This window comes from Allobosea sp. LjRoot90 (genome assembly GCF_964254315.1).
Classification (GTDB): Bacteria; Pseudomonadota; Alphaproteobacteria; order Rhizobiales; family Beijerinckiaceae; genus Allobosea.
Map to the genome: position 1 here is coordinate 584,691 of NZ_CAXUTF020000004.1, position 23,542 is coordinate 608,232.

A 23,542-nucleotide genomic window follows, 5' to 3' on the forward strand; every position below is an offset into this window, starting at 1 on the left:
CGCTAGCGTCGGCGGTCAGTGCGATCTGGCCTTGGCTTCGGCGAGCACGTCATGCAAAGCGAGCTCGTGCGCCAGCGCGTTGAAGGTGGCGTCGTCGATCTCGCCGCTCTTGAGCAGGCGGCGCAAGGCCTCGCGCTCCGCCGCCAGGGCGGCATGGCGCAAGTTGCTCTCGGCCCTTTGTAGCGTCACCGCTTCCTCCTGCGGCGTCTTGCCGTCGTCGAGTAAGGCGAGGCGGCGCCTGTAAGTCGCGATCAGGCCCTCGGCCACGGCCTGGTCGACCGTGGCGGCGCCGTCGGTCCCGCCGCGATGGGCGACGCCCTCGAGCCGGGCGATCGCGGCTTCGGTAGCGGTGATGCGCGCCCTGCGCACCTCGGTGGCATGAGCGGCGTGTCCGACAACGAGCCCGCGCATGATCGGCGGCAGTCCGACGCTGGCGATCACGAGCCAGAGCAGGATCACGCCCGCGGCCAGGAAGATCGCGATGTCCCGTCCTGGGAAGGGCGAGCCGTCGAGTGCGAGCACGGGCAGGGACAGAACGCCGGCGAGCGTGACGGCGCCGCGCACGCCCGCAATCGAGCTTGCAAGACGGATACGTGGGGTGGCGTTCAGCGGAACCTCGCGCCTGAGCCGGCTGATGATGCGTCCGGCCCCGACCGCTACCGTGATCCAGAGAAAGCGCAGCGCGATCAGGCAAAGCGTCAGCGCGACGACGATGCCGAGCGGCTGCCAGAGCCAGTGCGAGCTGGTCAGCGCCGGCGGCACGGCACGGATGATCGCCGGCAATTGCAGGCCGAGCACCACGAAGAGCGCGCCGTTGAGGAGAAAGGCGAGCATCGTCCAGAAGGAGTGGGCAAGCATGTAGGCGGAGACGCTGAGCTGGCTGGCGGTGCGCGTGCGTCCGACTGTCAGGCCAGCGACGACGGCGGCGAGCACGCCGGATGCATGCACGCTCTCCGCCGCCAGGAAGGCGGCGAAGGGCAGGAACATGACGACGAGCACCTGCACTTCCGGCGGGATCCGATCGAACTTTGCCAGGAGCTTCAGCGCCCAGGAGACTACGACGACCGCGAGCAAGCCTGCGGCGACGCCACCGGCGACGGCGAAGAGGAAGGCGAGCGAGGCCTGCCAGAGCGAGAAACTGCCGGTCAGGGCCGCGGCGGTGGCGAAACGGAAGATGACCAGGCCGGAGGCGTCGTTGAGCAGCGATTCCCCTTCGAGGATATGCATCAGGTCCTTCGGCACGCTCTCCTTGTCGACGATGGAGGAGACCGCGACCGCATCGGTCGGCGAGAGCACGGCGGCGAGCGCGAAGGCCACCGGCAGCGGCATGGAGGGCACCAGCCAGTGCAAGGCGAGGCCGCAGCCGAGGGTGGTGAAGAAGACCAGGCCGAAAGACAGCGACAGGATCGGCCGCAGCAGCCGGCGATATTCGCGCTTTGGCGCTTCCCAGGCATCGGCGAAGAGCAGCGGCGCGATGAAAAGCAGGAGGAAGAGCTCCGGCTCGATCGCGGTATGGAAGCCGGCGGTCGGCCAGGCCAGGGCCGCGCCGAGCGCGATCTGAACGATCGGGAGCGGGACGATCCTGAACAGCCGGGTGAGCGGCTGCGAGGCCACCACGGCCATGACCAGGATCAGGATGAAGGTGAAGGTGTGCATCGACTGCGCGGCCGGCCCGGTTCGCTTAGGGTCAGCCGCGAGCTTTAGCGTACAGGCATCCAGCGAGCCAAGCTCGCCGGATGCCGAGTTGGAGCCTCAGAAGGCGACCTTGTCGGCGCCCTTGAGCTGGAGCTGTTCGCGGGCGTCGTCCGGGGTGGCGATCTCGAGGCCCAGGCCCTCGATGATCTTGCGGGCGGCGCGGACCTGGTCGGCATTCGACTTGGCGAGCTGGCCCGGGCCGAGCCAGAGCGAATCCTCGAGGCCGACGCGCAGGTTTCCGCCCATCGCGACCGCCATCGCCGCGATCGGCAATTGGTGGCGGCCGGCGCCGAGCACGGACCAGTGATAGTCGTCGCCGAAAAGCCGGTCGGCGGTGCGCTTCATATGGACGACGTCCTCGGGATGCGGGCCGATGCCGCCGAGCAGGCCGAAGACCGACTGGACGAAGAAGGGCGGCTTCACCAGCCCGCGGTCGACGAAATGGGCCAGCGTGTAGAGATGGCCGATATCGTAGCACTCGATCTCGAAGCGCGTGCCGTTCTCGGCGCAGGTGGTCAGGATGTTCTCGATGTCCTTGAAGGTGTTCTTGAACACGCGGTCGTTCGAGCCTTCGAGATAGGGCCGCTCCCAATCGTGCTTGAACTCCTTGAAGCGGTTCAGCATCGGGTAGAGCCCGAAATTCATCGAGCCCATGTTGAGCGAGGCGACTTCGGGCTTGAAATGGGCGCAGGGCTTCAGCCGCTCCTCGACCAGCATTGTCGGGGCGCCGCCGGTGGTGATGTTGATGACGCAGTTCGAGCGCTGCTTGATCACCTTGAGGAAGGGTTCGAACGCCTCCGGCGACTGGTCGGGCTGGCCGGTCTTGGGGTTGCGGGCGTGGACATGGACCAGCGCCGCGCCGGCCTCGGCCGCGCCGACGGCGGCGTCGATGATTTCCTCCGGCGTCACCGGCAGATAGGGCGACATCGACGGGGTGTGGATCGCGCCGGTGACGGCGCAGGTTATGATGACTTTGCGGTTCTTGGCCATGCGATTTAGTCCTTCGCTAATCCCTGTTCAAAAACTCACGCCGGCTTGCGCTTCGCCGCGCGCTTATGCGCCTGCAGAGCGGCGAGGCGGCTGTCGCGCCAGTCGCTGAGGCGCTTGACCCGCGAGGCATCCTGCGCGCCGCGCCATTCGCGCATGACTTCGGCGACCGTCTCGGGCTTGAACGGGTTGCCCAGCCCCTCGGAGGACTTGACCATGCGGTCGAGCGACTCCGAATAGCGGACGCAGTAGTCAGGGATGCCGCCGGGGGCGTTGAGCTCGATCGTCTCGAACGGGCCCATGAACGACCAGCGCAGGCCGAGCCCGTCGCGGATCGTCTTGTCGACGTCCTCGGCGCTGGCGACGCCCTCGCCGACGAGGCGGAAGGCCTCGGCCAGCAACACCGCCTGCAGGCGGTTGAGCACGAAACCGGGCTTTTCCTTGCGCAGCATGATCGCGACCTGCCCGGCCTGCTCGTAGATGCGCTTGGCCTTGGCGACGACCTTGGGGTCGGTCCAGGGCGCCGGGGCGAGCTCGACGATCGGCACCAGATGCGGCGGGTTGACCGGATGGGCGACGAGGCAGCGGGCGCGACCCTTCAGCTCTTCCGAGAAGGTCGAGGCCATGATGAAGGAGGTCGAGGAGGCCAGGATCGCGGAGGCCGGCGCGAGCGCATCCATCTCAGCAAACAGCTCGCGCTTGGCCTCGATCGTCTCCGGGCCGTTCTCCTGCACCAGCGCGACGCCCTTGAGAGCGTCGGCAAGGTCCTTGGCGACCCGGATGCGGGCGAGCGAACCCTTCGGATCATCGACGAGGCCGTGGCCGGCGAGCTCCCTGAGGTTTTTGCCGATATGGACGCGGGCGGCCTTGGCGGCGTCGGGCTTCACATCGTGCAGCGCGACCTCGAAGCCGTGGCTGGCAAAGACAGTGGCCCAGGCGCGGCCGATCAGGCCCGAGCCGACGATGGCGATCTTGGTCATGCGAAAGCATCCGGGTTCAGAGGTGTAGAAACCACGCCGTCATTCCGGGGCACGCCGCAGGCGTGAGCCCGGAACCCATAACCGCAGGTGGCCAAAGACGAGGCGCGACAATGGCAACGGTTCTTCCTGAATCGGCAGTGGTTATGGGTTCCGGGCTCTTCGCTGCGCGAAGCCCCGGAATGACGGTGGAGGGGACCCATCATCACAGCCAGAGCACCTGCCGCCTTAGCGCGAGGTCCTGGCTCAGCGCCCGCGAGGGGCCGATATGGGTGACCTGGCCGCGCTCGAGCACGACGGTGCGGTCGGAGAGCGCCAGCGCGAGGTCGAGATGGTGGTCGACGATGACGATGGCGATCTCCTTCCGGAGCTTGTCGAAAGCCTCGAACAGCTCCTCGACTACCGCCGGGGCCAATCCCTCGAACGGCTCGTCGAGCAGCAGCACGCGGGTATCGCCGGAGAGCGCGCGCGCCACCGCCACCATCTGCTGTTCGCCGCCGGAGAGGTAATCGGCAGGGGAATGCCAGCGCTGCTTGATGCGCGGGAAGAAGGCGAAGATCTTCTCGTCCTCCCAATGGGTGCCGTTGCCGGTCCGGCGCCGGAGGCGGCCGAGCTCCATATTGTCCTTGACGCTCATGCCGGCGAAGAGGCCGCGGCCTTGCGGCACATAGGCGATGCCGGCGCGGGCGATCCCTGCTGGCGGCAGGCGGGCGATGTCGCTGCCGGCGAGGCTGATCGAACCGGAAGCCGGCGGGGCGATGCCGGTGATGGTCTTGAGTAGGGTCGATTTGCCGGCGCCATTGCGGCCGAGCAAGGCGACGATCTCGTTCTCGTGCACGCCGAAGGTGACGTCGCGCAGGATGTGGCTCTTGCCGTAGAAGGTATCGACCTTGTCGAGCCCAAGCAGGACCTTGTCGCCCGCGGCGCTCTCGCGTGGCTTCTCGGCCAGCGCATGGGCGCCGGAGCCGATATAGACCTCCTGCACCTTGGGCGACGAGCGCGCGTCCTCAACCGTGCCGTCGACCAGCACCGAGCCCTCGTTCATCACCGTGACATGGTCGGCGATGGCGAAGACGCGATCGATGTCATGCTCGACCAGCAGCACCGGCAGATCGGTCGAGATCGACTTGATCAGGTTGCCGACGCGCTCGCGCTCGGCGGCGGCGAGGCCGGCGAGCGGCTCGTCGAGCAGGAGGATGCGCGGGCTGGTGGCGAGCGCGAGCGACATGTCGAGCAGGCGCTGGCCGCCATAGCTGAGCGAGCCCGCCTCCGCCTGTTCGATGCCGGAGAGCCCCATGGTCGAGATGACCTGGCGGGTCTCGTCATTGACCTGGTCGAGGGTGCCGGCGGATTGCCACAGGCCGAAGCGCTGGGCTGAACGGGCCTGCACGGCAAGCCGGACGTTCTCGGCGACCGAGAGCGTCGGGAAGAGGTTGGTGATCTGGAAGGCGCGGCCGATGCCGGCCCGGGTGATCGCCTCCGGGGAGAGGCCGGCGATGTCGCGATCGCGCAGCCGGACCTCGCCGCGGTCCGGCTTGAACAGGCCGGAGATCAGGTTGAAGGCGGTGGTCTTGCCGGCGCCGTTGGGGCCGATCAGCGCATGCAGGCGCCGGTCGCGCATGGTGATATCGACGTTCTCGACCGCCTTGATGCCGCCGAAGCTCTTGGCGAGGCCGGTCGCGGTCAGGATCGTGCCGTCGCCGGCATCCTTCGGCTTCATGAAGGCCGGGAGCTCGACAGCGCCGGCCTTGCGGGCCGACATCGCCGCATCCTCCGCGACCTGCTTGCGGAAAGGCTTGAGCAGGCGCTGGCCGACGCCGATGAGGCCATCGGGCGAGAAGACGATGAAGGCGACAAAGAGCAGGCCGAACCAGAACAGCCAGTTCTCGGTGACGCTGGAGAGATAGTCGCGGAAGACGACGAAGAAGAGCGCGCCGAGCGCCGGCCCGAGGAAGGAGCGCATGCCGCCGATCACGACCATCGCCAAGAGTTCGCCGGAGAAGGCGACCGAGATCGGCTCGGCCGAGGTCATGCGATTGTTGAACAGGAGGAGCGTGCCGGCGAGGCCGGTCAGCGCGGCCGAAACGGTGAAAGCGACGAGCTTGTAGCGGTTCGTGGCGTAGCCGAGGAAGCGGGCGCGCTGCTCGTTCTCGCGGATTGCGACGAGGACGGTGCCGACCGGCGAGCGATGGAAGCGCCAGAGCCCGTAGACCACGGCGAAGCCGATCGTCGCGACCAGCATGTAGAATGGCAGGGCGACCTCGAAATCGATGCCGGCGAAAAGCGGGCGCTTGATGCCGCCGAGGCCGTCCTCACCGCCGGTGACCGAGGTCCAGCGGAAAGCGACCGAATAGATCATGGCGGCGAGCGCCAGCGTCAGCAGCGAGAAATAGACGCCCTTGCGGCGCAGGATCAGGGCGCCGAAGGCGAAGGCGATCAGCGCGACGAGCGCGACCGCGAGCAAGATCGGCAGAGCGAACTGGCCGGGCAGCCAGTTGCGCTGGATCAGGCCGGCGGCATAGGCGGCGATGCCGAACCAGGCGCCATGGCCGAAGGAGACCAGGCCGGTGGTGCCGACCAGGATGTTCAGCGCCATGCAGGCGATGGCGAAGACCACGACCTCGGTGGCCGAGGTCGTCCCAAGCCCGACCGCATGCATCAGCGAGGGCAGGATGGCGAGGCCGAGGGCGGCGAGGATGAGCGGGAGATAATCGCGCTGGGAGCTGGTCATGACGGCCTCACTCGAAGCGCTGGATGCGCTCGCCGAACAGGCCGCGCGGACGGAAGAGCAGGACGAGCAGCATCATCAGGTAGATCACCGCGGTCGACCATTGCGTCAGGCCAAGGCCGATGGTGATGCCCTTGACCAGGCCGACCATCAGGGCAGCAACGACGACACCCCAGAACGAGCCGAGGCCGCCGATGACAACGACGACGAAGGCGGGGGTGATGATCTCCTGGCCCATGGCCGGATGGATCGAATAGATCGGCGCGAGCAGGACGCCGGCGAGACCGGCAAGGCCGATGCCGATGCCGGCGACCGTCATCATGTAGGGCTGCAGGGAGATGCCGAGCGCGCCGACCATGTCGGGGTTCTGCACGCCGGCCCGCACGACGCGGCCGAAGGCGGTGCGTTGCAAGAGGAACCAGAGGCCGAGCACGCAGGCCGCGGCGATCAGGATCAGCAGGGCCCGGTAGCGCGAATAGATGAAGTCGCCGATGAAGATCTGGCCGCGCAGCGCTGGCGGGATCGAAAAGGAGAGCGGCGGCGCGCCGAAGATCATGCGCAACGACTGCTCGGCGACCATGGCGAGGCCGAAGGTCAGCAGCAGCGAGAGGATCGGGTCCGAGCGATAGAAGCGCTGGAACAGCCCGCGCTCGATGACGATGCCGATCAACGCGACCAGCAGAGGCGAGGCGACGAGCGCACCGCCGAAGCCGATATGCGGGGCGAGCAGGATCGTGAGATAGGCGCCGATCGCATAGAAAGCGCCATGCGCCAGATTGACGATGCCGCCGAGCGAGAAGATCAGCGACAGGCCGAGCGCGATCAGGAGGTAATAGACCCCGTCGAGCAGCCCGTTCAGCACCTGCTGGATGAAAAGGGTGAGCAAGGGATGGCCTTTACGGGGTTGCGCGGTGGGGCGGTTTGCCGGGCGGAGGGCTCGTCATGCTCGGGCTCGACCCGAGCATCTCAGGCCGAAGGAGGCGCCAGCCGGCGCCTTCCCGTCATGAGATTCTCGGGTCTGCGCTTCGCTTCGCCCGAGAATGACGTAGGCGCCTCAGCTCATCTTGCAGACGGCTTCGTCGCCTTGGGTTGCGATGACCTCCATGTCCTCGTTCGGGCCGGGGACCGGCGGCGATGAGGTGAAGAGGTCCCACTGGTTCTTGACCTGCGCCGCCGGCAAGGCGGTGATGGTGTACATCTCGCTGATCAGCTGGTGGTCGGAGGCACGGAAATAGCCCTGGCGCGGCTTCATCACGTCGAACTTCGCGCCCTTCTCGAGATGCTCGAGGATCTTGGCGGTGTCGGTCGACTTCAGCTCGTTCATCGACTGGGCCATGACCTTGACGCCGACATAGTCGCCCCAGGCCTGGTTCTCCGGCGGCTTGCCGTATTTCTTGGTGAAGGCGGCGACGAAGGCCTTGGTCGAGGGCGTGTCGATCAAATGATGCCAGACGCAAGGCCAGGTGCCGCCGAAATTGTCCTTGCCGGCGGCCCAGGCCAAAGCCGTGTCGAAGCCGAAGCCGGCGACCGGGAAGGTCAGGCCGAATTCGGAATACTGCTTGAGGAAGTTGGTGATCTGGTTGCCGGCGAGATTGGAGATGACGAGATCGGGCTTGGCCGCGCGAATCTCAAGCAGCAGCGCCGAGAAGTCGGTCGCATCCGTCGGGACCAGCTTGTCGGCGGCGAACTGGCCGCCATTGGCTTCCATGAAGCGCTTGGCTACCTTGCTGAGGTCATGGCCGAAGGCGTAGTCGGCGGTGAGCGAGAACCACTTCTTGCCCTTGACCAGCCCCTGGGCCAGCAGCGAGCGGCCGCAGCTCTTCACATACATCGAGTTCTGGTGCTCGACATGGAACATGTAGCGGTTGCAGCTCTCGCCGCGCAGGGCGTCGGAATTGCCGCCGGTGTTGAAGAAGAGCGTCTTGTTGCGGGCCGCGACCTGCGAGATCGTCAGGCAGGAGGCGGACGAGATCTCGCCGATGATGCAGGCGACCTTGTCGCGCTCGATCATGCGCTCGGCCTTGGTCGAGGCGGTCTGCGGGTTGACCGAGTCCTCCTTCAGCAATTCGAGCTTGCGGCCGTTGATGCCGCCGGCTGCGTTGATCTCCTCCGCGGCGAGATCGGCGGCCATGACGCCGTACTCGCCGAGCGGTCCGAGAAACCCGGTGCGTGGCGTCAGGTGCCCGAAGCGGATCGCATCCGCGGTCTGTGCGAGAATGACCGCCGGGCTGGCGATCAGACCGGTGGCTGTTGCGCCCAATCCAACTAGCGTCTGGCGGCGCGAGAGACCCTTGATCCTTGACTGCTCTGACATTCCGTTCCTCCCAGAACTCTCCCGCGCGCTTTGGCGTCGGATTACGTCGATCGTCATTCTTCGTTGCGCGGCCTCGGAGCCGCTTGTCGTGATCTGTGATCACAGTTAGGTTGGCAGACATGGTTGCCCGAGTCCAGCCCTCAGACGTGCCGCGATCTCGACTCGCCTCCTCCGCCACGGGGAAGGCCGGGGAGGCGTCCGCGCTCGACGAGGTTGGCTCGCTGCTGCATGAAACACTGGGCGAACGGGTCACCGGCGAGCTTCGGGCGCTGCTGATCGCCGGGCGGCTGGCGCCGGGCGAGAAGCTCTCGCTGCGCCGTGTTGCCGAGGCGCTCGGCGTCTCGATGATGCCGGTGCGCGAGGCGGTCAGCCGGCTCGCGGCCGACAAGGCGCTGGAGGTGTTGCCGGGGCGGGCGGTGCGCGTACCGGTGCTGACTCTGGCGCAGTTCCGCGAACTCACCCGGATCAGGCTGGTGGTCGAGGGCTTTGCCGCCGAGGAGGCGACGAAGGTCATCACCGATGAGCAGATCGCTGTCGTTGCCCGGCATGAGGCGGCGTTCCTGGCCGCAGCAAAGGACCCGCCGGACCCGGCTGCTGCGGTCGCCGCCAATCGCGACCTGCATTTCGCACTTTATGAAGCCGCCGGCATGCCTTCGCTGATCGAGATGATCTCCCGGCTCTGGCTCAAGGCCGGGCCGATCCTCAACCTCGACATGCGACATGAACCGCGCCGGCTCGACGGCGGCAGTGCCGTCGTCGCGCATGCGGCGCTGCTGAAGGCCCTGCGGCGGCGGGATCCGGCGGCGGCGAGGCAGGCGCTGGTCGAGGACATCAGCGCCGCGGCGGAGCATATCGAACGAACGGCGCGGCTGGCGGAGTAAGCCCCGCGCGAGAACAACAAAGGAAAAGGGACGGAAACGATGGATCTGACGATCAAGGGCCTGCGCGTGCTGGTGACGGCCGGCGCCAATGGCATCGGCCGCGCGACGGCCCGCGCCTTCGCGGCCGAGGGTGCCAAGGTTCATATCTGCGACGTCGACGAGAAGGCGCTCGCCGAGATGGCTGAGAGCGATCCGGCGATCACGCGCTCGGTCTGCGACGTCTCGGACCGCAAGGCGGTGGCGCGCCTGTTCGAGGAGGCGCTGGCGGCGCTCGGCGGGCTCGATTGCCTGGTCAACAATGCCGGCATCGCCGGGCCGACCGGCCGCGTCGACGAGATCGCGCCCGAGGACTGGGATTCCTGCGTGGCGATCGACCTGACCGGTCAGTTCAACTGCACCCGGCTCGCGGTCGAACATCTCAAGCAGTCGCAGAACGCATCGATCGTCAATCTCTCGAGCCAGGCCGGGAAGCATGGATTTCCGCTGCGCTCGCCCTATGCTGCGGCGAAATGGGGCGTGATCGGCTTCACCAAGGCGCTCTCGGCCGAGCTCGGCGAATTCGGCATCCGGGCGAACGCGATCTGCCCGGGGCTGGTCGACGGGCCACGCATCCAGAGCGTGATCGCCAACAAGGCACGCTCGATGAACGTCTCGCATGACGAGATGACGGCTCGCCTTTTCGCCGGCGTCTCGATCAAGCAGTTCGTCGATCCCAATGACATCGCCAAGCAGATCGTCTTCCTGGCCTCGCCTTTCGCCAAGACCATTTCGGGCCAGGAGGTCTCGGTCTGCGGTGATACGCGGATGCTGAGCTGAGGGGGAGTGGCGTCATTCTCGGGCGAAGCGAAGCGCAGACCCGAGAATCTCGTGACGAGAAGGCGCCACCAGAGCCTCCTGCGGCCTGAGATGCTCGGGTCAAGCCCGAGCATGACGCGCTGGCGACTGCGATGTAGCCGCGGGCGACACTGTCTCTACCCTCGACCTTCGCCCACGGATCGCCTAGAGGATGCCGCCTGAACAGGAGCGGCGGCTTGTCGAAGGGCGTCCATCACGAATTCCAGGCCGGAGCCGGCCATGACGATCACGAAGGATCGAGCGATCGCTCCTTCGGCTTCGTCTTCGCGGCCGTCTTCGCACTGATCGGCCTCTACAATGCCTGGCATTCCGGCCGGGCCTGGCCATGGCTCGCGCTGGTTGCAGCCGGCTTCCTCGCCGTCGCGCTGATCCGGCCGGCCGTGCTTGCGCCGCTGAACAAGCTCTGGATGAAGTTTGGCCTGCTGCTGGCCATGATCATCAACCCGATCGTGCTTGGCATCCTGTTCTTCCTCGTCTTCACGCCGATGGCATTTGTCGCCCGGCTCGTCGGCAAGGACTTCCTCAGGCTGAAGAAGCAGCCGGAGGCGAAGAGCTATTGGATCGTCCGCGATCCACCGGGACCGGAGCCGGTCTCGATGAAAGATCAATTCTGACCTGGATAGACCAATGTCGTTCCTGCGCGAGTTCTTCCGCTTCATGGCGGCGCGAAAGAAGTTCTGGCTGGTGCCAATCCTCTTGATGTGCGTGCTGCTCGGAGGCCTGCTGTTCCTGACCAAGGGCAGCGCGATCGCGCCCTTCATCTACACGCTGTTCTAAGCGCCCGGCCGCGATGCGCATTCTCGGGATTTCGGGGCTCTATCATGACAGCGCGGCTGCGCTGGTCGTCGATGGGCGGATCGAGGCGGCGGCGCAGGAGGAGCGCTTCACGCGCAAGAAGCACGACGCGGAATTTCCCAAGCACGCGGTCGAGTACTGCCTCTCGGTCGCCGACTGCGGGCTCGATGAGCTCGACGCCGTCGTCTTCTACGACAAGCCCTTCATCAAATTCGAGCGCCTGCTCGAGACCTATCTCTCCTTCGCGCCTCGCGGCTTCACCTCGTTCCGGATGGCGATGCCGCTCTGGCTGCGCGAGAAGTTGTTTCAGAAGCAGATCATCGCGAGGGAGTTGAAGACGCTCTCGCCCGGCTTCGACATCGAGAAGCTGCTCTTCACCGAGCACCATCTCTCGCATGCGGCCTCGGCCTTCTACCCCTCCCCCTTCGAGGAGGCGGCGATCCTGACCATGGACGGCGTCGGCGAATGGGCGACGATGACGCTCGCCATCGGCAAGGGCAGCGACCTCAAGGTCCACAAGGAGCTGCATTTCCCGCATTCGCTCGGGCTGCTCTACTCGGCAGTGACCTACTACATCGGCTTCAAGGTCAATTCCGGCGAGTACAAGGTGATGGGGCTCGCGCCCTATGGCGAGCCGCGTTTCGCCAGTCTGATGCTGGAGAAGCTCGTCGACCTGAAGGAGGACGGTTCCTTCCTGCTCGACCAGAGCTATTTCAACTACGGCGTCGGCCTGACCATGACCAACGACAGGTTCGCCGCGCTTTTCGGCGAGCCGGTGCGTGGTCCTGAGCAATTGCTGACCCAGTTCCACATGGATATGGCGGCCTCGATCCAGGCGGTGACCGAGGAGATCGTGCTCAGGCTGGCGCGCTCCATTCGTGCCGAAACCGGGCAGAAGAACCTATGTCTCGCCGGCGGCGTCGCGCTGAACTGCGTCGCCAATGGCAAGCTCCTGCGCGAGGGCCTTTTCGAGGGGCTCTGGATCCAGCCGGCGGCCGGCGATGCCGGCGGGGCGCTGGGCGCGGCGCTTGCCGGCTATCACCTCTTCCACGGCAAGCCGCGCGAGGTGCCCGCCAGGGGCGATGCGATGCGTGGCAGCTATCTCGGACCAGAGTTCAGCCAAGCCGAGATCGAGGTCGAGCTGACCGCGGCCGGGGCGAAGTTCGCCGTCATGGACGAGGCCGCCGTGGTTGAGGCGACCGCACAGGGCCTCGCTGATGGCAAGGCGGTCGGCTGGATGCAGGGGCGGATGGAGTTCGGCCCGCGCGCGCTCGGTGGCCGCTCGATCCTCGGCGACCCGCGTTCGCCAGCGATGCAGAAGACGCTCAATCTCAAGGTGAAATACCGCGAGAGCTTCCGGCCGTTCGCGCCCTCGGTGCTACGCGAGGACGTCGCCGACTGGTTCGAGCTCGACGGCGATTCGCCCTACATGCTGCTCGTCGCCGATGTGCGCGAGGAATTGCGGCGCGAGATGACGGACGAGGAGAAAGCCCTTTTCGGCATCGACAAGCTGAACGTGCCGCGCTCGACCATTCCCGCCGTCACCCATGTCGACTATTCGGCCCGCATCCAGACGGTCCATGCGCAGACCAATCCGCGCTATCATCAGCTGATCTCGCGCTTCAAGGCGCTGACCGGCTGCCCGGTGGTGGTCAACACCTCCTTCAACGTCCGCGGCGAGCCGATCGTCTGCACGCCTCGTGATGCCTTCCGCTGCTTCATGGGCTCGGAGATCGAGCTGCTCGTCGTCGGCAACTGCCTGCTGCGGAAAGAGGATCAGGATCCGGCGCTCAAGCTCGACTACAAGGACGCATTCGAGCTCGACTGAGTTATTGTTTGATCGCATTTTCTTCACGCGAAACGGGTCCCCTTCGCTCGAAAATGCTTGGCTGCGGGGATAGATCGGCAATCGATCCCCGCTGCTTTCGGAGCCCGCATAATCGGCCCGCACGGTGCGCCTCCCGCGTGCCGCTTCGATCCTGCGAGGCCCCATGAGCGATACGCCGCGTCTTGGCCTGCCCCTGCTCGCCGCCGGGCAGGCGCAGAAACACGTCACCCACAATGATGCGCTGATGCGGCTCGACGCGCTGGTGCATCTCGTCGTCGCCAGCCGGACCCAGACCGTGCCGCCGACTTCGCCCGGCGAGACCTCGGCCTACATCGTGCCGGCCGCCAGCTCCGGCGTCTTCGCCGGGCATGCTGATGATCTCGCCATCTTCGAGGACGGCACCTGGAGCTTCCTTGCGCCACGCGCCGGCTGGCAGGCCTGGGTGATCGACGAGGCCGAGCACCATGTCTGGACCGGCACGCAATGGCGCCGCTCGCAGCCCGAGAGCAGCCTCGGGGCTGCGCTCTGGGGCGTCAACGCGACGGCCGACACGACGAACCGGCTCGCTGTCTCAGCCGATGCCAGCCTGTTCAACCATGCCGGCACCGATCATCGGCTCAAGCTCAACAAGGCGAGTGCGTCGCGGACAGCGAGCCTGCTGTTCCAGGACAACTGGTCCGGCCGAGCAGAGATCGGCCTTACCGGCGACGACCAGCTCCGGATCAAGGTCAGCCCCGACGGCGCGAGCTGGACCGAGGCTTTGGTCGTCGATCGGACGAGCGGGCTGGTCACACTCCCGGCGAGCGCCTGGGCGCAGGAGGCGCCGCGGCAGAATCTCCTGATCAACGGCGACTTCCAGATCAACCAGCGCGCTTTCGCCGGGGGTGCACTGGCGGCGGGTGCCTATGGCTTCGACCGCTGGAAGGCGCATACTGGAGGTGCCAATATCAGCCGCAATGGCTTCGACCTGACGCTGACCTCCGGCGCTATCCGGCAGATCGTCGAGCCCGCGCTCTGGGGGGTGTCGTCCTTCGCGTCGACACCGCTATGCATGTCCGTCGAAAATCTGAGCGGCGGGAACCTCGACGTGATGGTCGGCAGTGTATCCGGAACGATCACATCGGGAAGCGGTCGCCGTTTCGTTGCGCTGACGCCGGCTGTGGGTGACACTGCAAATCTGACGGTCCAACTCGTGGCTGCGGCTGGCGTGGTGACCTTCCGTGCGATCAAACTCGAGTTCGGCCTGACGCCGAGTCCCTGGTTGGCGCGCAGCCAGACACAGGAGCGCCAGCTCTGTGAGCGTTATCACTGGCGGCCCGGTCTCTCGATGCTGGTGGATATCTTTCAGGCCGCCACCGGCTATTTCACGAGTTTCCTGCCGTTCCCTACCCATATGCGGACTACGCCGACTCCGGGCTACTCGGTCACGCAGGAATTCAATGTCATGAATGGCGAGCGCCTCATCGCCGCAGCGTCGCCGGCGATGGGATATGCGAGGATACGCGCCAGTGCACAGGGGCGCGTCTTTGCTACCTTCGAGAACATCGCCTTCGATGCGGAACTCTGACGACGGGATCGTTCATTCGAACTGAATTCGCGACTTTGATCGCGTGTCCGCTGCCCGGTCGTGGCATACCGGGCTTTTGCCGCAGCTCCTCCTCGGATATGAGGGCCCCTCCGAAGGAGGAGTTGAAGCGCAATGTGCGGGCTGTTTGCATCTGTGGGTTTCGAGCCCGATCGCTCGCGCATCGACATCGTCGCACATCGAGGACCTGACGGCCGCGGCTGGCAGACCTATGTCAGCCAGGCCGGCCCGGTTGCGCTCGGCCATCGCCGCCTAGCTATCATCGATGTGTCGGATGCTGGCCTGCAGCCTATGCCGGACGCTTCTGGCCGGTATCATCTCGTCTTCAATGGTGAGATCTACAACTACTTGGAATTGCGCGAGGAAATGCGCGCCAGAGGGGAGATCTTCGTCAGCGATTCGGATTCCGAGGTGCTGCTTCGCGCCTATATGCTGTGGGGCGAAGAGGCGCTGCCGCGGCTGCGCGGCATGTTCGCTTTCCTGATTTGGGATGATCGCGACAAGACGCTGTTCGCCGCGCGCGACCGGTATGGCATCAAGCCGCTCTATCTGTTCTCGACACCCCGTGGCGTGGCCTTTGCCTCGGAGATCAAGCAGCTGCTCGGCCTTCCCGGGCTGAATGGCCGGATGAACATCGCCCGGGTGCACGATTTTCTCTCCTCCGGTATCGCCGACCATACGGCCGAGACGATGTACGACGGCGTGATGCAGTTGCGCGGTGGGGAATGCGCCCGGATCGAGGTAGGAAATGCAGGCCCGGTCCCCGTCAAGACCCGGCGCTGGTATCCGGCGACAGCCGGTGAGCTGTCGATCTCCGAGGGTGAAGCAGCTGAGCGCTTCCGCGAGGCTCTTGCCGAATCCGTGCGACTTCATCTGCGCTCGGATGTGCCCGTCGGCTCGTGCCTGTCGGGTGGCCTCGATTCGTCCGCCATCGTTTGCCTGATGTCGCAGATGATGGGCTCCGGCACTGGTGGAGCGCAGGTCAATACCGTGTCCGCCTGCTATGCGGAGAAGAGCGTCGACGAGAAGCCGTTCATGGATATGGTGGTCGCGCACGCGCACACCCAGCCGCATTTCGTGTTTCCCAAGGCTGACGACGTCTTTCAGCGTGCTTCGGACATCACCTGGCATCAGGACGAGCCCTTTGGCTCAACCTCGATCTTCGCTCAATGGTGCGTATTCGAGGAGGCGCGACGCGTCGGCGTCAAGGTCATGCTCGACGGGCAGGGCGCCGATGAGCAGCTCGCCGGCTATCACGGCAGCTTCCCCTATTACATGGCCGACCTGACCCGGCGGCGGCAGTTCGGCCAGCTGCTGCGCACCATGGTCGAGCGCAATCGCTATCATGGCACCTCGATCTACGAGCAGTTCCGCAATCACCTCGTCCCATTGCTGCCAAGGAGCCTCGCCGGGGTGTTGCGGCGCCAGCATCGCGCCCTGACGCAGCATAACTGGCTCGGCACCGACATCTTGCGCGAGAAGGGCAATCCGGGGACGGCTTTCCAGCTCGCCAGCGACGAGCTCGGCCTGCCGCCGGTCACGGATCTGAGGACATTGTGTATGACCCTGACCTACGGTTCCAATCTCTCAATGCTGCTGCATTGGGAAGACAGGAACTCGATGGCGCATTCGATCGAGGCGCGTGTGCCTTTCCTCGATCACCCTTTGGTCGAGTTCAATCTCGCACTCGGCAATGACCACAAGATCGTCGGTGGTGACACGAAGCGGGTTCTGCGGCGGGCCATGAAAGACGTGCTTCCGGAAGGCGTGCGCGAGCGGCGCGACAAACTTGGCTTCGCGACGCCCGAGGAGATCTGGTTCCGCGGCCCGCTGCGCGGGTTGGTGGAAGACGGAATCGAGAAGACGCTCTCGCTCTATCCTGGACTGATGAACGCTGACGGGGTGCGAGCACTAGCCAAGGAGGCACTCAACGGCGAGCGCCCGCTCGATTTCACGCTCTGGCGGATCGTCAATCTCGGCATGTGGGGTGAGCGCATGGGCGCGACGCTATGACGGAGCGCTTCGTCAAGGCTGACAACAGGCAGCTCTCCTGATAAAGGCCGTCGACTTCCAGCCGGTTTCCTGTATCGGCAGGTTTTCGGGACGGGCACGGTTTCGGCCCGCGCGATTTCAGAAGGTTTGTCCATGTGCGGAATTGCCGGAGCGGTATCGCTAGCTCGCCAACCAGTCGCGAAGCTCACGAACGCGCTCGCGACGATGAATCATCTGATCGCCCATCGCGGACCGGATGGTCACGGCTTCTGGCGCGCGCCGGGCGATGTCTGCGGGCTCGCCCACCGTCGCCTCGCCATCATCGATCTCTCCCCGGGCGGCCATCAGCCGATGGTCGGCGGCAACGGGGCCGTCATCACCTTCAATGGCGAGATCTACAACTATGTGGAGCTGATGGCGGAGCTGAAGTCCGGCTGGGATTTCCGCTCCTCGTCCGATACGGAGACCGTCCTTGCGGCTTATGCGAAATGGGGTCTCGACTGCCTGACGCATCTGCGTGGCATGTTCGCCTTTGGGCTCTGGGACGGTGAGCGCTTCTTTGCGGCGCGCGACCGTTTCGGCATCAAGCCGTTCTACTATGCGGTGATCGAGGGCACCTTGTACTTCGCCTCCGAGATGAAGGCGCTGCTGCCGCTGCTGCCGGAGATCGCGACCGAGCCGGACGCGCTCGCCGAGTACATGACCTTCCAGTATACGATCGGCGAGAAAACGCTGTTCAAGCAGATTCATACGCTGCTGCCAGGCCATGCGCTGACGGTCGAGAACGGTGAGGTGCGCGTGTTCCGCTACTGGGACGTGCACTACGACATTGACTGGGACCACACGCCGCGCTGGTTCGGTGAAGAGATGCGGACCCGCCTGACGGACTCCATCAACGTCCATCTGCGCTCGGACGTGCCGGTCGGTGCCTATATCTCCGGCGGCATCGATTCCAGCCTGATCGGCATCTTGGCAGGCCGCGAGGCCGCGTCCGGCAGGATCGGTTTCCACGGCAAGTTCACCGAATTCCCCGGCTATGATGAGAGCTCCTACGCAGAAGCGGCCTGTCGCGACGGCGGCATCGATCTGCACCAGATCGAGATCACCGCGGACGACTTCCGCAACAACATCCAGAAGGTGCTCTACCATCTCGACACGCCGGTGGGCGGGCCGGGCTCCTTCCCGCAATACATGGTTTCGGAACTGGCGGCCCGGCACGTCAAGGTCGTGCTCGGCGGGCAGGGTGGCGACGAGATCTTCGGCGGCTATGCGCGCTATCTGATCGCCTATCTCGAACAGGCGCTCAAGGCCTCGATCGACGGCACGCAAAAGAGCGGCAATTTCGTCGTCACGCCGGAATCCATCATTCCGCACCTGACCGTGCTGCAGGAATACAAGCCGCTGATCCGGCAGCTCTTCTCCAAGGGCCTGTTCGGCCCGCTCGACGAACGCTATTTCCGCCTGATCGACCGCTCTGCCGACATGCAGGACGAGGTCGACTGGTCGGCGCTCGACCGGGACGGCGTGTTCGCACGCTTCCAGGCGATCTTCAATTCCGAGAGGAACGTGAAGAAGGAAGCCTATTTCGACTCGATGACGCATTTCGACTTCAAGTGCCTGCTGCCGGCGCTGCTGCAGGTCGAGGACCGGATGTCGATGGCGCACGGGCTGGAATCGCGCGTGCCGCTGCTCGACCATTCGGTGGTCGAGTTCGCGGCCACGATCCCGGCGGACATCAAGTTCAAGGGCGGCCAGATGAAGCACTTCATCAAGTCGACCTTCGCCGGCGACCTGCCGCAGGAACTGGCGCAGCGCCGCGACAAGATGGGCTTCCCGGTGCCGCTGAAGGAATGGTTCTCCGGCGAGCTCAAGGACATGGTCGCCGACATCTTCATGACGCAGAAGGACCGGCACCGCGAGTTCTTCAACACGGACGCCATCCTCGCCAATTTCGACAAGGCCGAGCGCTTCTCGCGCAAGACCTGGGGGCTGCTCAGCCTCGAGCTCTGGCACCAGACCTTCCACGACCGCGCCGCCGACTACCGGCGGATGCTCGACGAGATCGAGCCGGCGCGGGTCGCGGCGCAGTAAAACCAGCAATCACAGGAACATGACGATGAAGGTCTTTATTACGGGTGGCTCCGGCCAGGTCGGTTCGACTGCGGCGGATATGTTCCTTGCGCGCGGCGATACCGTGATGTCGCTCGAGAATTTCTCGACTGGCCGTCACGACAACCTACTCGAACAGGATCGACTGACTCAGGTCGAGGGCTCGATTACCGACTGGAAGCTGATCGACCAGCTCTTCTCCGACTTCAAGCCCGACGTCGTCGTGCACACCGCCGCCTCCTACAAGGATCCGGACGACTGGGAGACCGATGCGTTCGTCAACGCTGTCGGCGGCGCCAATGTCGCCAAGGGCTGCAAGCTCCACAAGGTCGGCCGGCTGATCTACTTCCAGACGGCGCTGTGCTACGGCACCAAGCCGCTGCAGCAGCCGATCACGCTCGATCATCCGATCAACCCGGTCAATTCGAGCTATGCGATCTCGAAGACCGCCGGCGAGCATTATGTCCAGTTCTCGGGCGTCGACTGGGTCACCTTCCGCCTCGCCAACGTCATCGGCCCGCGCAATGTCTCCGGCCCGCTGCCGATCTTCTACGGCCGCCTCGCCGAGGGCAAGAAGTGCTTCGTCACGCCGGCGCGCCGCGATTTCTGCTATGCCGGCGACCTCGCCAAGGTCGTGGTCCAGGCCTCCGACGGCAAGGGCAACGGCACTTATCACTTCTCGTCCGGCAAGGACGTGGCGATCAAGGAACTCTACGACGCGGTCGTGAAGGCGATGAAGCTCAACGACTATCCCGAGCCGGAGGTCAAGCCGCTCGGTCCGGATGACGCGGCCTCGATCCTGCTGGACCCGTCGCGCACCTTCGCCGACTTCGGCGACGTTGAGTTCACCCCGCTCGACGAAATCGCGCGGCTGTCGGTCGAGCGCTGGGAGAGGGAAGGCGTCGTCGGCGGTTATACGCACCTCAAGGAGGCTCGCGCCGATATCAATACGGCGGCGAAGGGCTGAGGCGAGCGATGCGCATCCTGATCACCGGCGGGGCGGGCTGCCTCGGCTCCAATCTGACCGAGCGCTATCTCGAGGCCGGGCACGAGGTGCTCGTGCTCGACAACTTCGCAACCGGGCATCGCGGCTCGCTACCTGAGACGCATCCGGCCATGCGCGTGGTCGAGGGCAGGGCCGAGGACCGCGCGCTGGTCGATCGGCTCTTCGCGGAGTTCAAGCCCAGCCATGTGATCCATTCGGCGGCGGCCTACAAAGACCCCGACGACTGGCTGGAGGATACGCGCACCAATGTCGAGGGCACGATCCATGTCGTCGAGGCAGCGAAGGCGGCGGGCGTCAAGCGCTTCGTCAACTTCCACACCGCGCTCGGCTACGGTCGGCCGGAGACGCTGCCGATCCCGGCCGATGCCCCGGCGCGGCCCTTCACCAGCTACGGTATCTCGAAGCAGGCCGGCGAGAACTATCTCGCCATGTCCGGCCTTCCCTTCGTCTCGCTCCGGCTCGCCAACGTCACCGGTCCGCGCCTGGCGATCGGTCCGATCCCGACTTTCTACACCAGATTGAAGGCCGGCAAGGGCTGCTTCTGCTCGAAGACCGTGCGCGACTTCATCGACATGGACGACTTCTTCTCGGTGATGGACGCGGTCATGGTCGAGGGCGCCCCGAGCGGCCTGTTCAACGTTTCGACCGGAACCGGGCACACGATCAAGGAGATATTCGACATCGTCGTCGACCATCTCGGCATCACGCTGTCGGAACCGGTTCCCGAGGTCGAGCCCGGCGCCGACGACGTGCCGGCCGTCGTACTTGATCCGTCGAAGACGATCGAGACCTTCGGTTGGCGTCCGCGCTACTCATTCGAGCAGACCATCCGGCGCATGCTGACCTGGTATGACGAGCACGGCGTCACCGCGATCTACAGCCATCTCAAGGCGCCGCCGGCCAAAGCCTGACGCGCCTTTCCAATCCCCCCGAATGGACTTCCCATGACCGAAAGCTTCGCTGATAAAAACGTGCTGGTCGTCGGCGGCGCTGGCTTCGTCGGCTCCAACCTCGTCAAGCAGATCCTGCGCGAAAAGCCGCGGAAGCTGACCATCGTCGACAATTTCCTCTCGGCCGATCCGGTCAACGTGCCCGATGATCCGGTGGTGAAACTCGTCTCCGGGCCGATCACCAGCGACCGCATCCTCGCCGAGCTCGATGGCGATCTTGATTACGCCTATCACCTCGCCTGTTTCCACGGGAACCAGTCGTCGATTCACGATCCGCTGATGGATCACGACAACAACACGCTGACCACGCTGAAGCTGTTCGAGCGATTGAAAGACATCAAGACGCTGAAGAAGGTGGTCTATTCGGCTGCCGGCTGCGCGGTTGCGGCCAAGACCTTCGACGGTGCGACGGCGACGGGCGAGGACGCACCGGTCTCGCTCTTCCATGACAGCCCGTACTCGATCTCGAAGCTGATCGGCGAGATGTACGGCAACTATTATTTCACGCGCTTTGGCCTGCCCTTCGTCAAGGCGCGCTTCCAGAACGTCTACGGGCCGGGCGAGATCCTCGGCGCCGGGCGCTGGCGCGGCACGCCGGCGACTGTCTGGCGCAATGTCACGCCGACCTTCATCTGGAAATCGCTGCATGGCGAGGCCCTGCCAGTCGAGAACGGCGGCATCGCGACGCGCGATTTCATCTTCGTCGAGGACATGGCTCGCGGTCTCATGGCCTGCGGCCTGAAGGGGGAACCGGGCGAGATCTACAATCTCGGCTCGGGCGCGGAGGTCTCGATCCGCGAGCTCGCCGAGCGAGTCAATTCGGCGACCGGCAACGCAACTCCGATCGCGCTGACGCCTGCCCGCGACTGGGACCGCTCTGGACAGCGTTTCGCCACGACGGACAAGGCGCGCGAGAAGCTCGGCTTCACGGCTGAAATCCCGCACGAAGAAGGCATTCGCCGGACGGTCGAGTGGACGAAAGCCAACAAAGCGACTATCACGCGCTGCATGCTGAGCCATGCGCATTTCGTGCCCGATATCCGCAAGTACGGGTGATCGGAAAGCTCTCCTGATGCCAACCAACGCTAGTGCCTGCGAGCTGCCCCGGCGGCGCAGCCGGAAAAACCCATGAAGCTAGATACGAGCAAATCCGCTTCCCTCGATTTCGTCGAAGGTTTGATGGCTTGGCGCCTATGGATGCGCTTTGGCTGGCACGATATCGTGGCACGATATCGCAGGTCTTGGGTCGGACCATTGTGGCTCATCGCCACCATTGCGATCTTCGTTCTGGCGTTGGCCTTCGTCTACAGTACGCTTTTCAAAGTATCGTTGGTAGAATACCTCCCGTTTGTTGCGGTCGGCGCGGTCGTATGGAATTTCATCTCGGCGATATGCTCCGAGAGCGTCATGACTTTCGTGGAATCTGAAGCCTATATCAGGCAGGTTCGCCGCTCTCCATTTGTATACGTGTTTCGTGTGGTTTGGCGAAATGTCATCGTCTTCGCCAATCAATTCGTCGTGGCGTTCGCCGTCATCCTCTTCTTCGTCAATGTGACGTTCTTCCACGCCTTGCTGGCGATCCTTGGAATTGCGTTGCTGTTGCTGCAGACCCTCTGGATCGTCCCGCTGCTCGGGATCATCGGCGCGCGCTTCCGGGACCTCCTGCCGATCATCCAGAGCGTGCTGCAGATCTTCTTCTTCATTACCCCGGTCATCTGGCCTGCCAAGGCGCTGGCCGGCAAGGAGTGGGTGGCCCTGTTCAACCCCTTCCATCACATCATCGACCTCGTCCGCGCGCCGCTCCTGGGCACGGAGCCGGCTTTCGCGTCCTATATCGTCGTCGCAGCCGTGACCGTTGTCGGCTTTGCAGCTGCGCACCTGTTCTATGGGCGCTTCCGCGCCCGCATCATCTACTGGCTTTGAGGGCTGCGATCATGGCTCGGATCGTTCTCGAAGACGTCCACGTCGATTTCCCGCTGCTGCAGCAGGACCAGCGCTCGCTGAAACGGCTTCTCTCGGCGCCACTGAAGCCGATGCGGATCTCGCTCGATCCGCGCGAGCGGCCCATCCTGCGAGCCCTGAAGGGGGTCAATCTCTCGCTCAAGGAAGGCGATCGCGTCGCCGTCGTCGGCCCGAACGGCGCCGGGAAGTCGACGCTGTTGCGGGTCCTGGCCGGAATCTACCCGCCGACCTCAGGGCACGCCACCATTGAAGGGCGCATCGGCGCGCTGCTGACAGTTGGCCTGGGCATGCGGGACGATGTCTCGGGGTTCGACAATATCGAGTTCTGCCTGCTGCTGCTCGGCCTCCCTCCGCGCGCCATCAACGCGAAGCGGGACGAGATCGTTGCCTTCACCGGGCTCGACGAGTTTATCCATTTGCATGTCGGGGCCTATTCGGCGGGCATGCGTACGAAGCTAGCTTTCGCGATCGCGACCTCGATCGAGCCCGAGATCCTGATCCTCGACGAGGTCTTCGGAGCCGGTGACGCGGCCTTCGTGCGCAAGGCTGAGGAGCGGATGGTCAACCTGATCTCGCGCTCGCGCATCCTGGTGTTCGCCTCGCATGCGCCGGCGCTGGTCGAACGCTTCTGCAGCAAGGCGATCTGGGTCGCCGACGGCACGATCAAGGAGTTCGGCGAGGTCAAGGCGGTCTGCGACGCCTATCTCGCCTCGGCTCAGGGGTGACGTGACGAGAAGAAGACAGCCTGTCGAGCGGATTTCGACCTGACTGGATCGGCAGCCGTCATTGCGAGGAGCGTAGCGACGAAGCTATCCGGGGGCGTAAGGCCTTGCCGCCCTTGGATTGCTTCGCTGCGCTCGCAATGACGTTTCAGTCAG

At 64.9% G+C, this 23,542-nt stretch carries 19 protein-coding genes; 13 read left to right on the forward strand and 6 right to left on the reverse strand.

Going from position 1 to position 23,542, the window contains the following annotated elements; all coding sequences use genetic code 11:
• Nucleotides 1–15 precede the first annotated feature (15 nt).
• From ACSQ3M_RS18220 to ACSQ3M_RS18245, 6 genes are all read right to left on the reverse strand, one after another.
• Nucleotides 16–1,656: a Na+/H+ antiporter gene (locus ACSQ3M_RS18220; protein ID WP_436151469.1), complete on the reverse strand. Its 1,641-nt coding sequence runs from the start codon at nucleotides 1,654–1,656 to the stop codon at nucleotides 16–18.
• A gap of 96 nt (nucleotides 1,657–1,752) precedes the next feature.
• Nucleotides 1,753–2,685, reverse strand: coding sequence for a 3-keto-5-aminohexanoate cleavage protein (locus tag ACSQ3M_RS18225; RefSeq protein WP_129156852.1), 933 nt, complete (start codon nucleotides 2,683–2,685; stop codon nucleotides 1,753–1,755).
• A gap of 35 nt (nucleotides 2,686–2,720) precedes the next feature.
• Complete coding sequence (locus ACSQ3M_RS18230; protein WP_436151470.1) at nucleotides 2,721–3,662, reverse strand: 3-hydroxyacyl-CoA dehydrogenase; 942 nt, start codon at nucleotides 3,660–3,662, stop codon at nucleotides 2,721–2,723.
• Nucleotides 3,663–3,864: 202 nt separating this feature from the next.
• A complete protein-coding gene (locus ACSQ3M_RS18235) occupies nucleotides 3,865–6,390 on the reverse strand; it encodes a branched-chain amino acid ABC transporter ATP-binding protein/permease (RefSeq protein WP_436151471.1) in 2,526 nt (841 codons plus the stop codon).
• Between the two features lie 7 nt (nucleotides 6,391–6,397).
• Nucleotides 6,398–7,273: a branched-chain amino acid ABC transporter permease gene (locus tag ACSQ3M_RS18240; RefSeq protein WP_436151472.1), complete on the reverse strand. Its 876-nt coding sequence runs from the start codon at nucleotides 7,271–7,273 to the stop codon at nucleotides 6,398–6,400.
• Between the two features lie 168 nt (nucleotides 7,274–7,441).
• Complete coding sequence (locus ACSQ3M_RS18245) at nucleotides 7,442–8,701, reverse strand: ABC transporter substrate-binding protein (protein ID WP_436151473.1); 1,260 nt, start codon at nucleotides 8,699–8,701, stop codon at nucleotides 7,442–7,444.
• A 119-nt stretch (nucleotides 8,702–8,820) separates the two neighbouring features.
• Here ACSQ3M_RS18245 and ACSQ3M_RS18250 point away from each other — a divergent pair, with 119 nt between their 5' ends.
• From ACSQ3M_RS18250 to ACSQ3M_RS18310, 13 genes are all read left to right on the forward strand, one after another.
• Complete coding sequence (locus tag ACSQ3M_RS18250) at nucleotides 8,821–9,582, forward strand: GntR family transcriptional regulator (protein ID WP_436151474.1); 762 nt, start codon at nucleotides 8,821–8,823, stop codon at nucleotides 9,580–9,582.
• A gap of 39 nt (nucleotides 9,583–9,621) precedes the next feature.
• Nucleotides 9,622–10,398, forward strand: coding sequence for an SDR family oxidoreductase (locus ACSQ3M_RS18255; protein ID WP_436151475.1), 777 nt, complete (start codon nucleotides 9,622–9,624; stop codon nucleotides 10,396–10,398).
• Nucleotides 10,399–10,613: 215 nt separating this feature from the next.
• Nucleotides 10,614–11,051 carry an SxtJ family membrane protein gene (locus ACSQ3M_RS18260; protein ID WP_436151476.1) on the forward strand — a complete coding sequence of 146 codons (438 nt, stop codon included), beginning with the start codon at nucleotides 10,614–10,616 and terminating at the stop codon, nucleotides 11,049–11,051.
• A gap of 13 nt (nucleotides 11,052–11,064) precedes the next feature.
• A complete protein-coding gene (locus ACSQ3M_RS18265) occupies nucleotides 11,065–11,214 on the forward strand; it encodes a DUF5989 family protein (protein WP_164470445.1) in 150 nt (49 codons plus the stop codon).
• Between the two features lie 13 nt (nucleotides 11,215–11,227).
• On the forward strand, nucleotides 11,228–13,060 hold the full coding sequence (locus ACSQ3M_RS18270; protein ID WP_436151477.1) for a carbamoyltransferase family protein: 1,833 nt from the start codon (nucleotides 11,228–11,230) through the stop codon (nucleotides 13,058–13,060).
• Nucleotides 13,061–13,223: 163 nt separating this feature from the next.
• Nucleotides 13,224–14,627, forward strand: a complete 1,404-nt coding sequence (locus ACSQ3M_RS18275; protein ID WP_436151478.1) for a DUF2793 domain-containing protein — start codon at nucleotides 13,224–13,226, stop codon at nucleotides 14,625–14,627.
• 132 nt (nucleotides 14,628–14,759) lie between these two features.
• Nucleotides 14,760–16,658 carry an asparagine synthase (glutamine-hydrolyzing) gene (asnB, locus tag ACSQ3M_RS18280; protein ID WP_436151479.1) on the forward strand — a complete coding sequence of 633 codons (1,899 nt, stop codon included), beginning with the start codon at nucleotides 14,760–14,762 and terminating at the stop codon, nucleotides 16,656–16,658.
• 132 nt (nucleotides 16,659–16,790) lie between these two features.
• On the forward strand, nucleotides 16,791–18,728 hold the full coding sequence (gene asnB, locus ACSQ3M_RS18285) for an asparagine synthase (glutamine-hydrolyzing) (RefSeq protein ID WP_436151480.1): 1,938 nt from the start codon (nucleotides 16,791–16,793) through the stop codon (nucleotides 18,726–18,728).
• A 25-nt stretch (nucleotides 18,729–18,753) separates the two neighbouring features.
• On the forward strand, nucleotides 18,754–19,713 hold the full coding sequence (locus ACSQ3M_RS18290; protein ID WP_436151481.1) for an NAD-dependent epimerase/dehydratase family protein: 960 nt from the start codon (nucleotides 18,754–18,756) through the stop codon (nucleotides 19,711–19,713).
• Between the two features lie 8 nt (nucleotides 19,714–19,721).
• Complete coding sequence (locus ACSQ3M_RS18295; protein WP_436151482.1) at nucleotides 19,722–20,663, forward strand: NAD-dependent epimerase/dehydratase family protein; 942 nt, start codon at nucleotides 19,722–19,724, stop codon at nucleotides 20,661–20,663.
• A 33-nt stretch (nucleotides 20,664–20,696) separates the two neighbouring features.
• Nucleotides 20,697–21,758, forward strand: coding sequence for an NAD-dependent epimerase/dehydratase family protein (locus ACSQ3M_RS18300; protein WP_436151483.1), 1,062 nt, complete (start codon nucleotides 20,697–20,699; stop codon nucleotides 21,756–21,758).
• Nucleotides 21,759–21,830: 72 nt separating this feature from the next.
• Complete coding sequence (locus ACSQ3M_RS18305; RefSeq protein ID WP_436151484.1) at nucleotides 21,831–22,625, forward strand: ABC transporter permease; 795 nt, start codon at nucleotides 21,831–21,833, stop codon at nucleotides 22,623–22,625.
• 11 nt (nucleotides 22,626–22,636) lie between these two features.
• The gene (locus ACSQ3M_RS18310) at nucleotides 22,637–23,389 is read left to right on the forward strand and encodes an ABC transporter ATP-binding protein (RefSeq protein ID WP_436151485.1); all 753 of its coding nucleotides are present in this window, start codon (nucleotides 22,637–22,639) and stop codon (nucleotides 23,387–23,389) included.
• Nucleotides 23,390–23,542 lie beyond the last annotated feature (153 nt).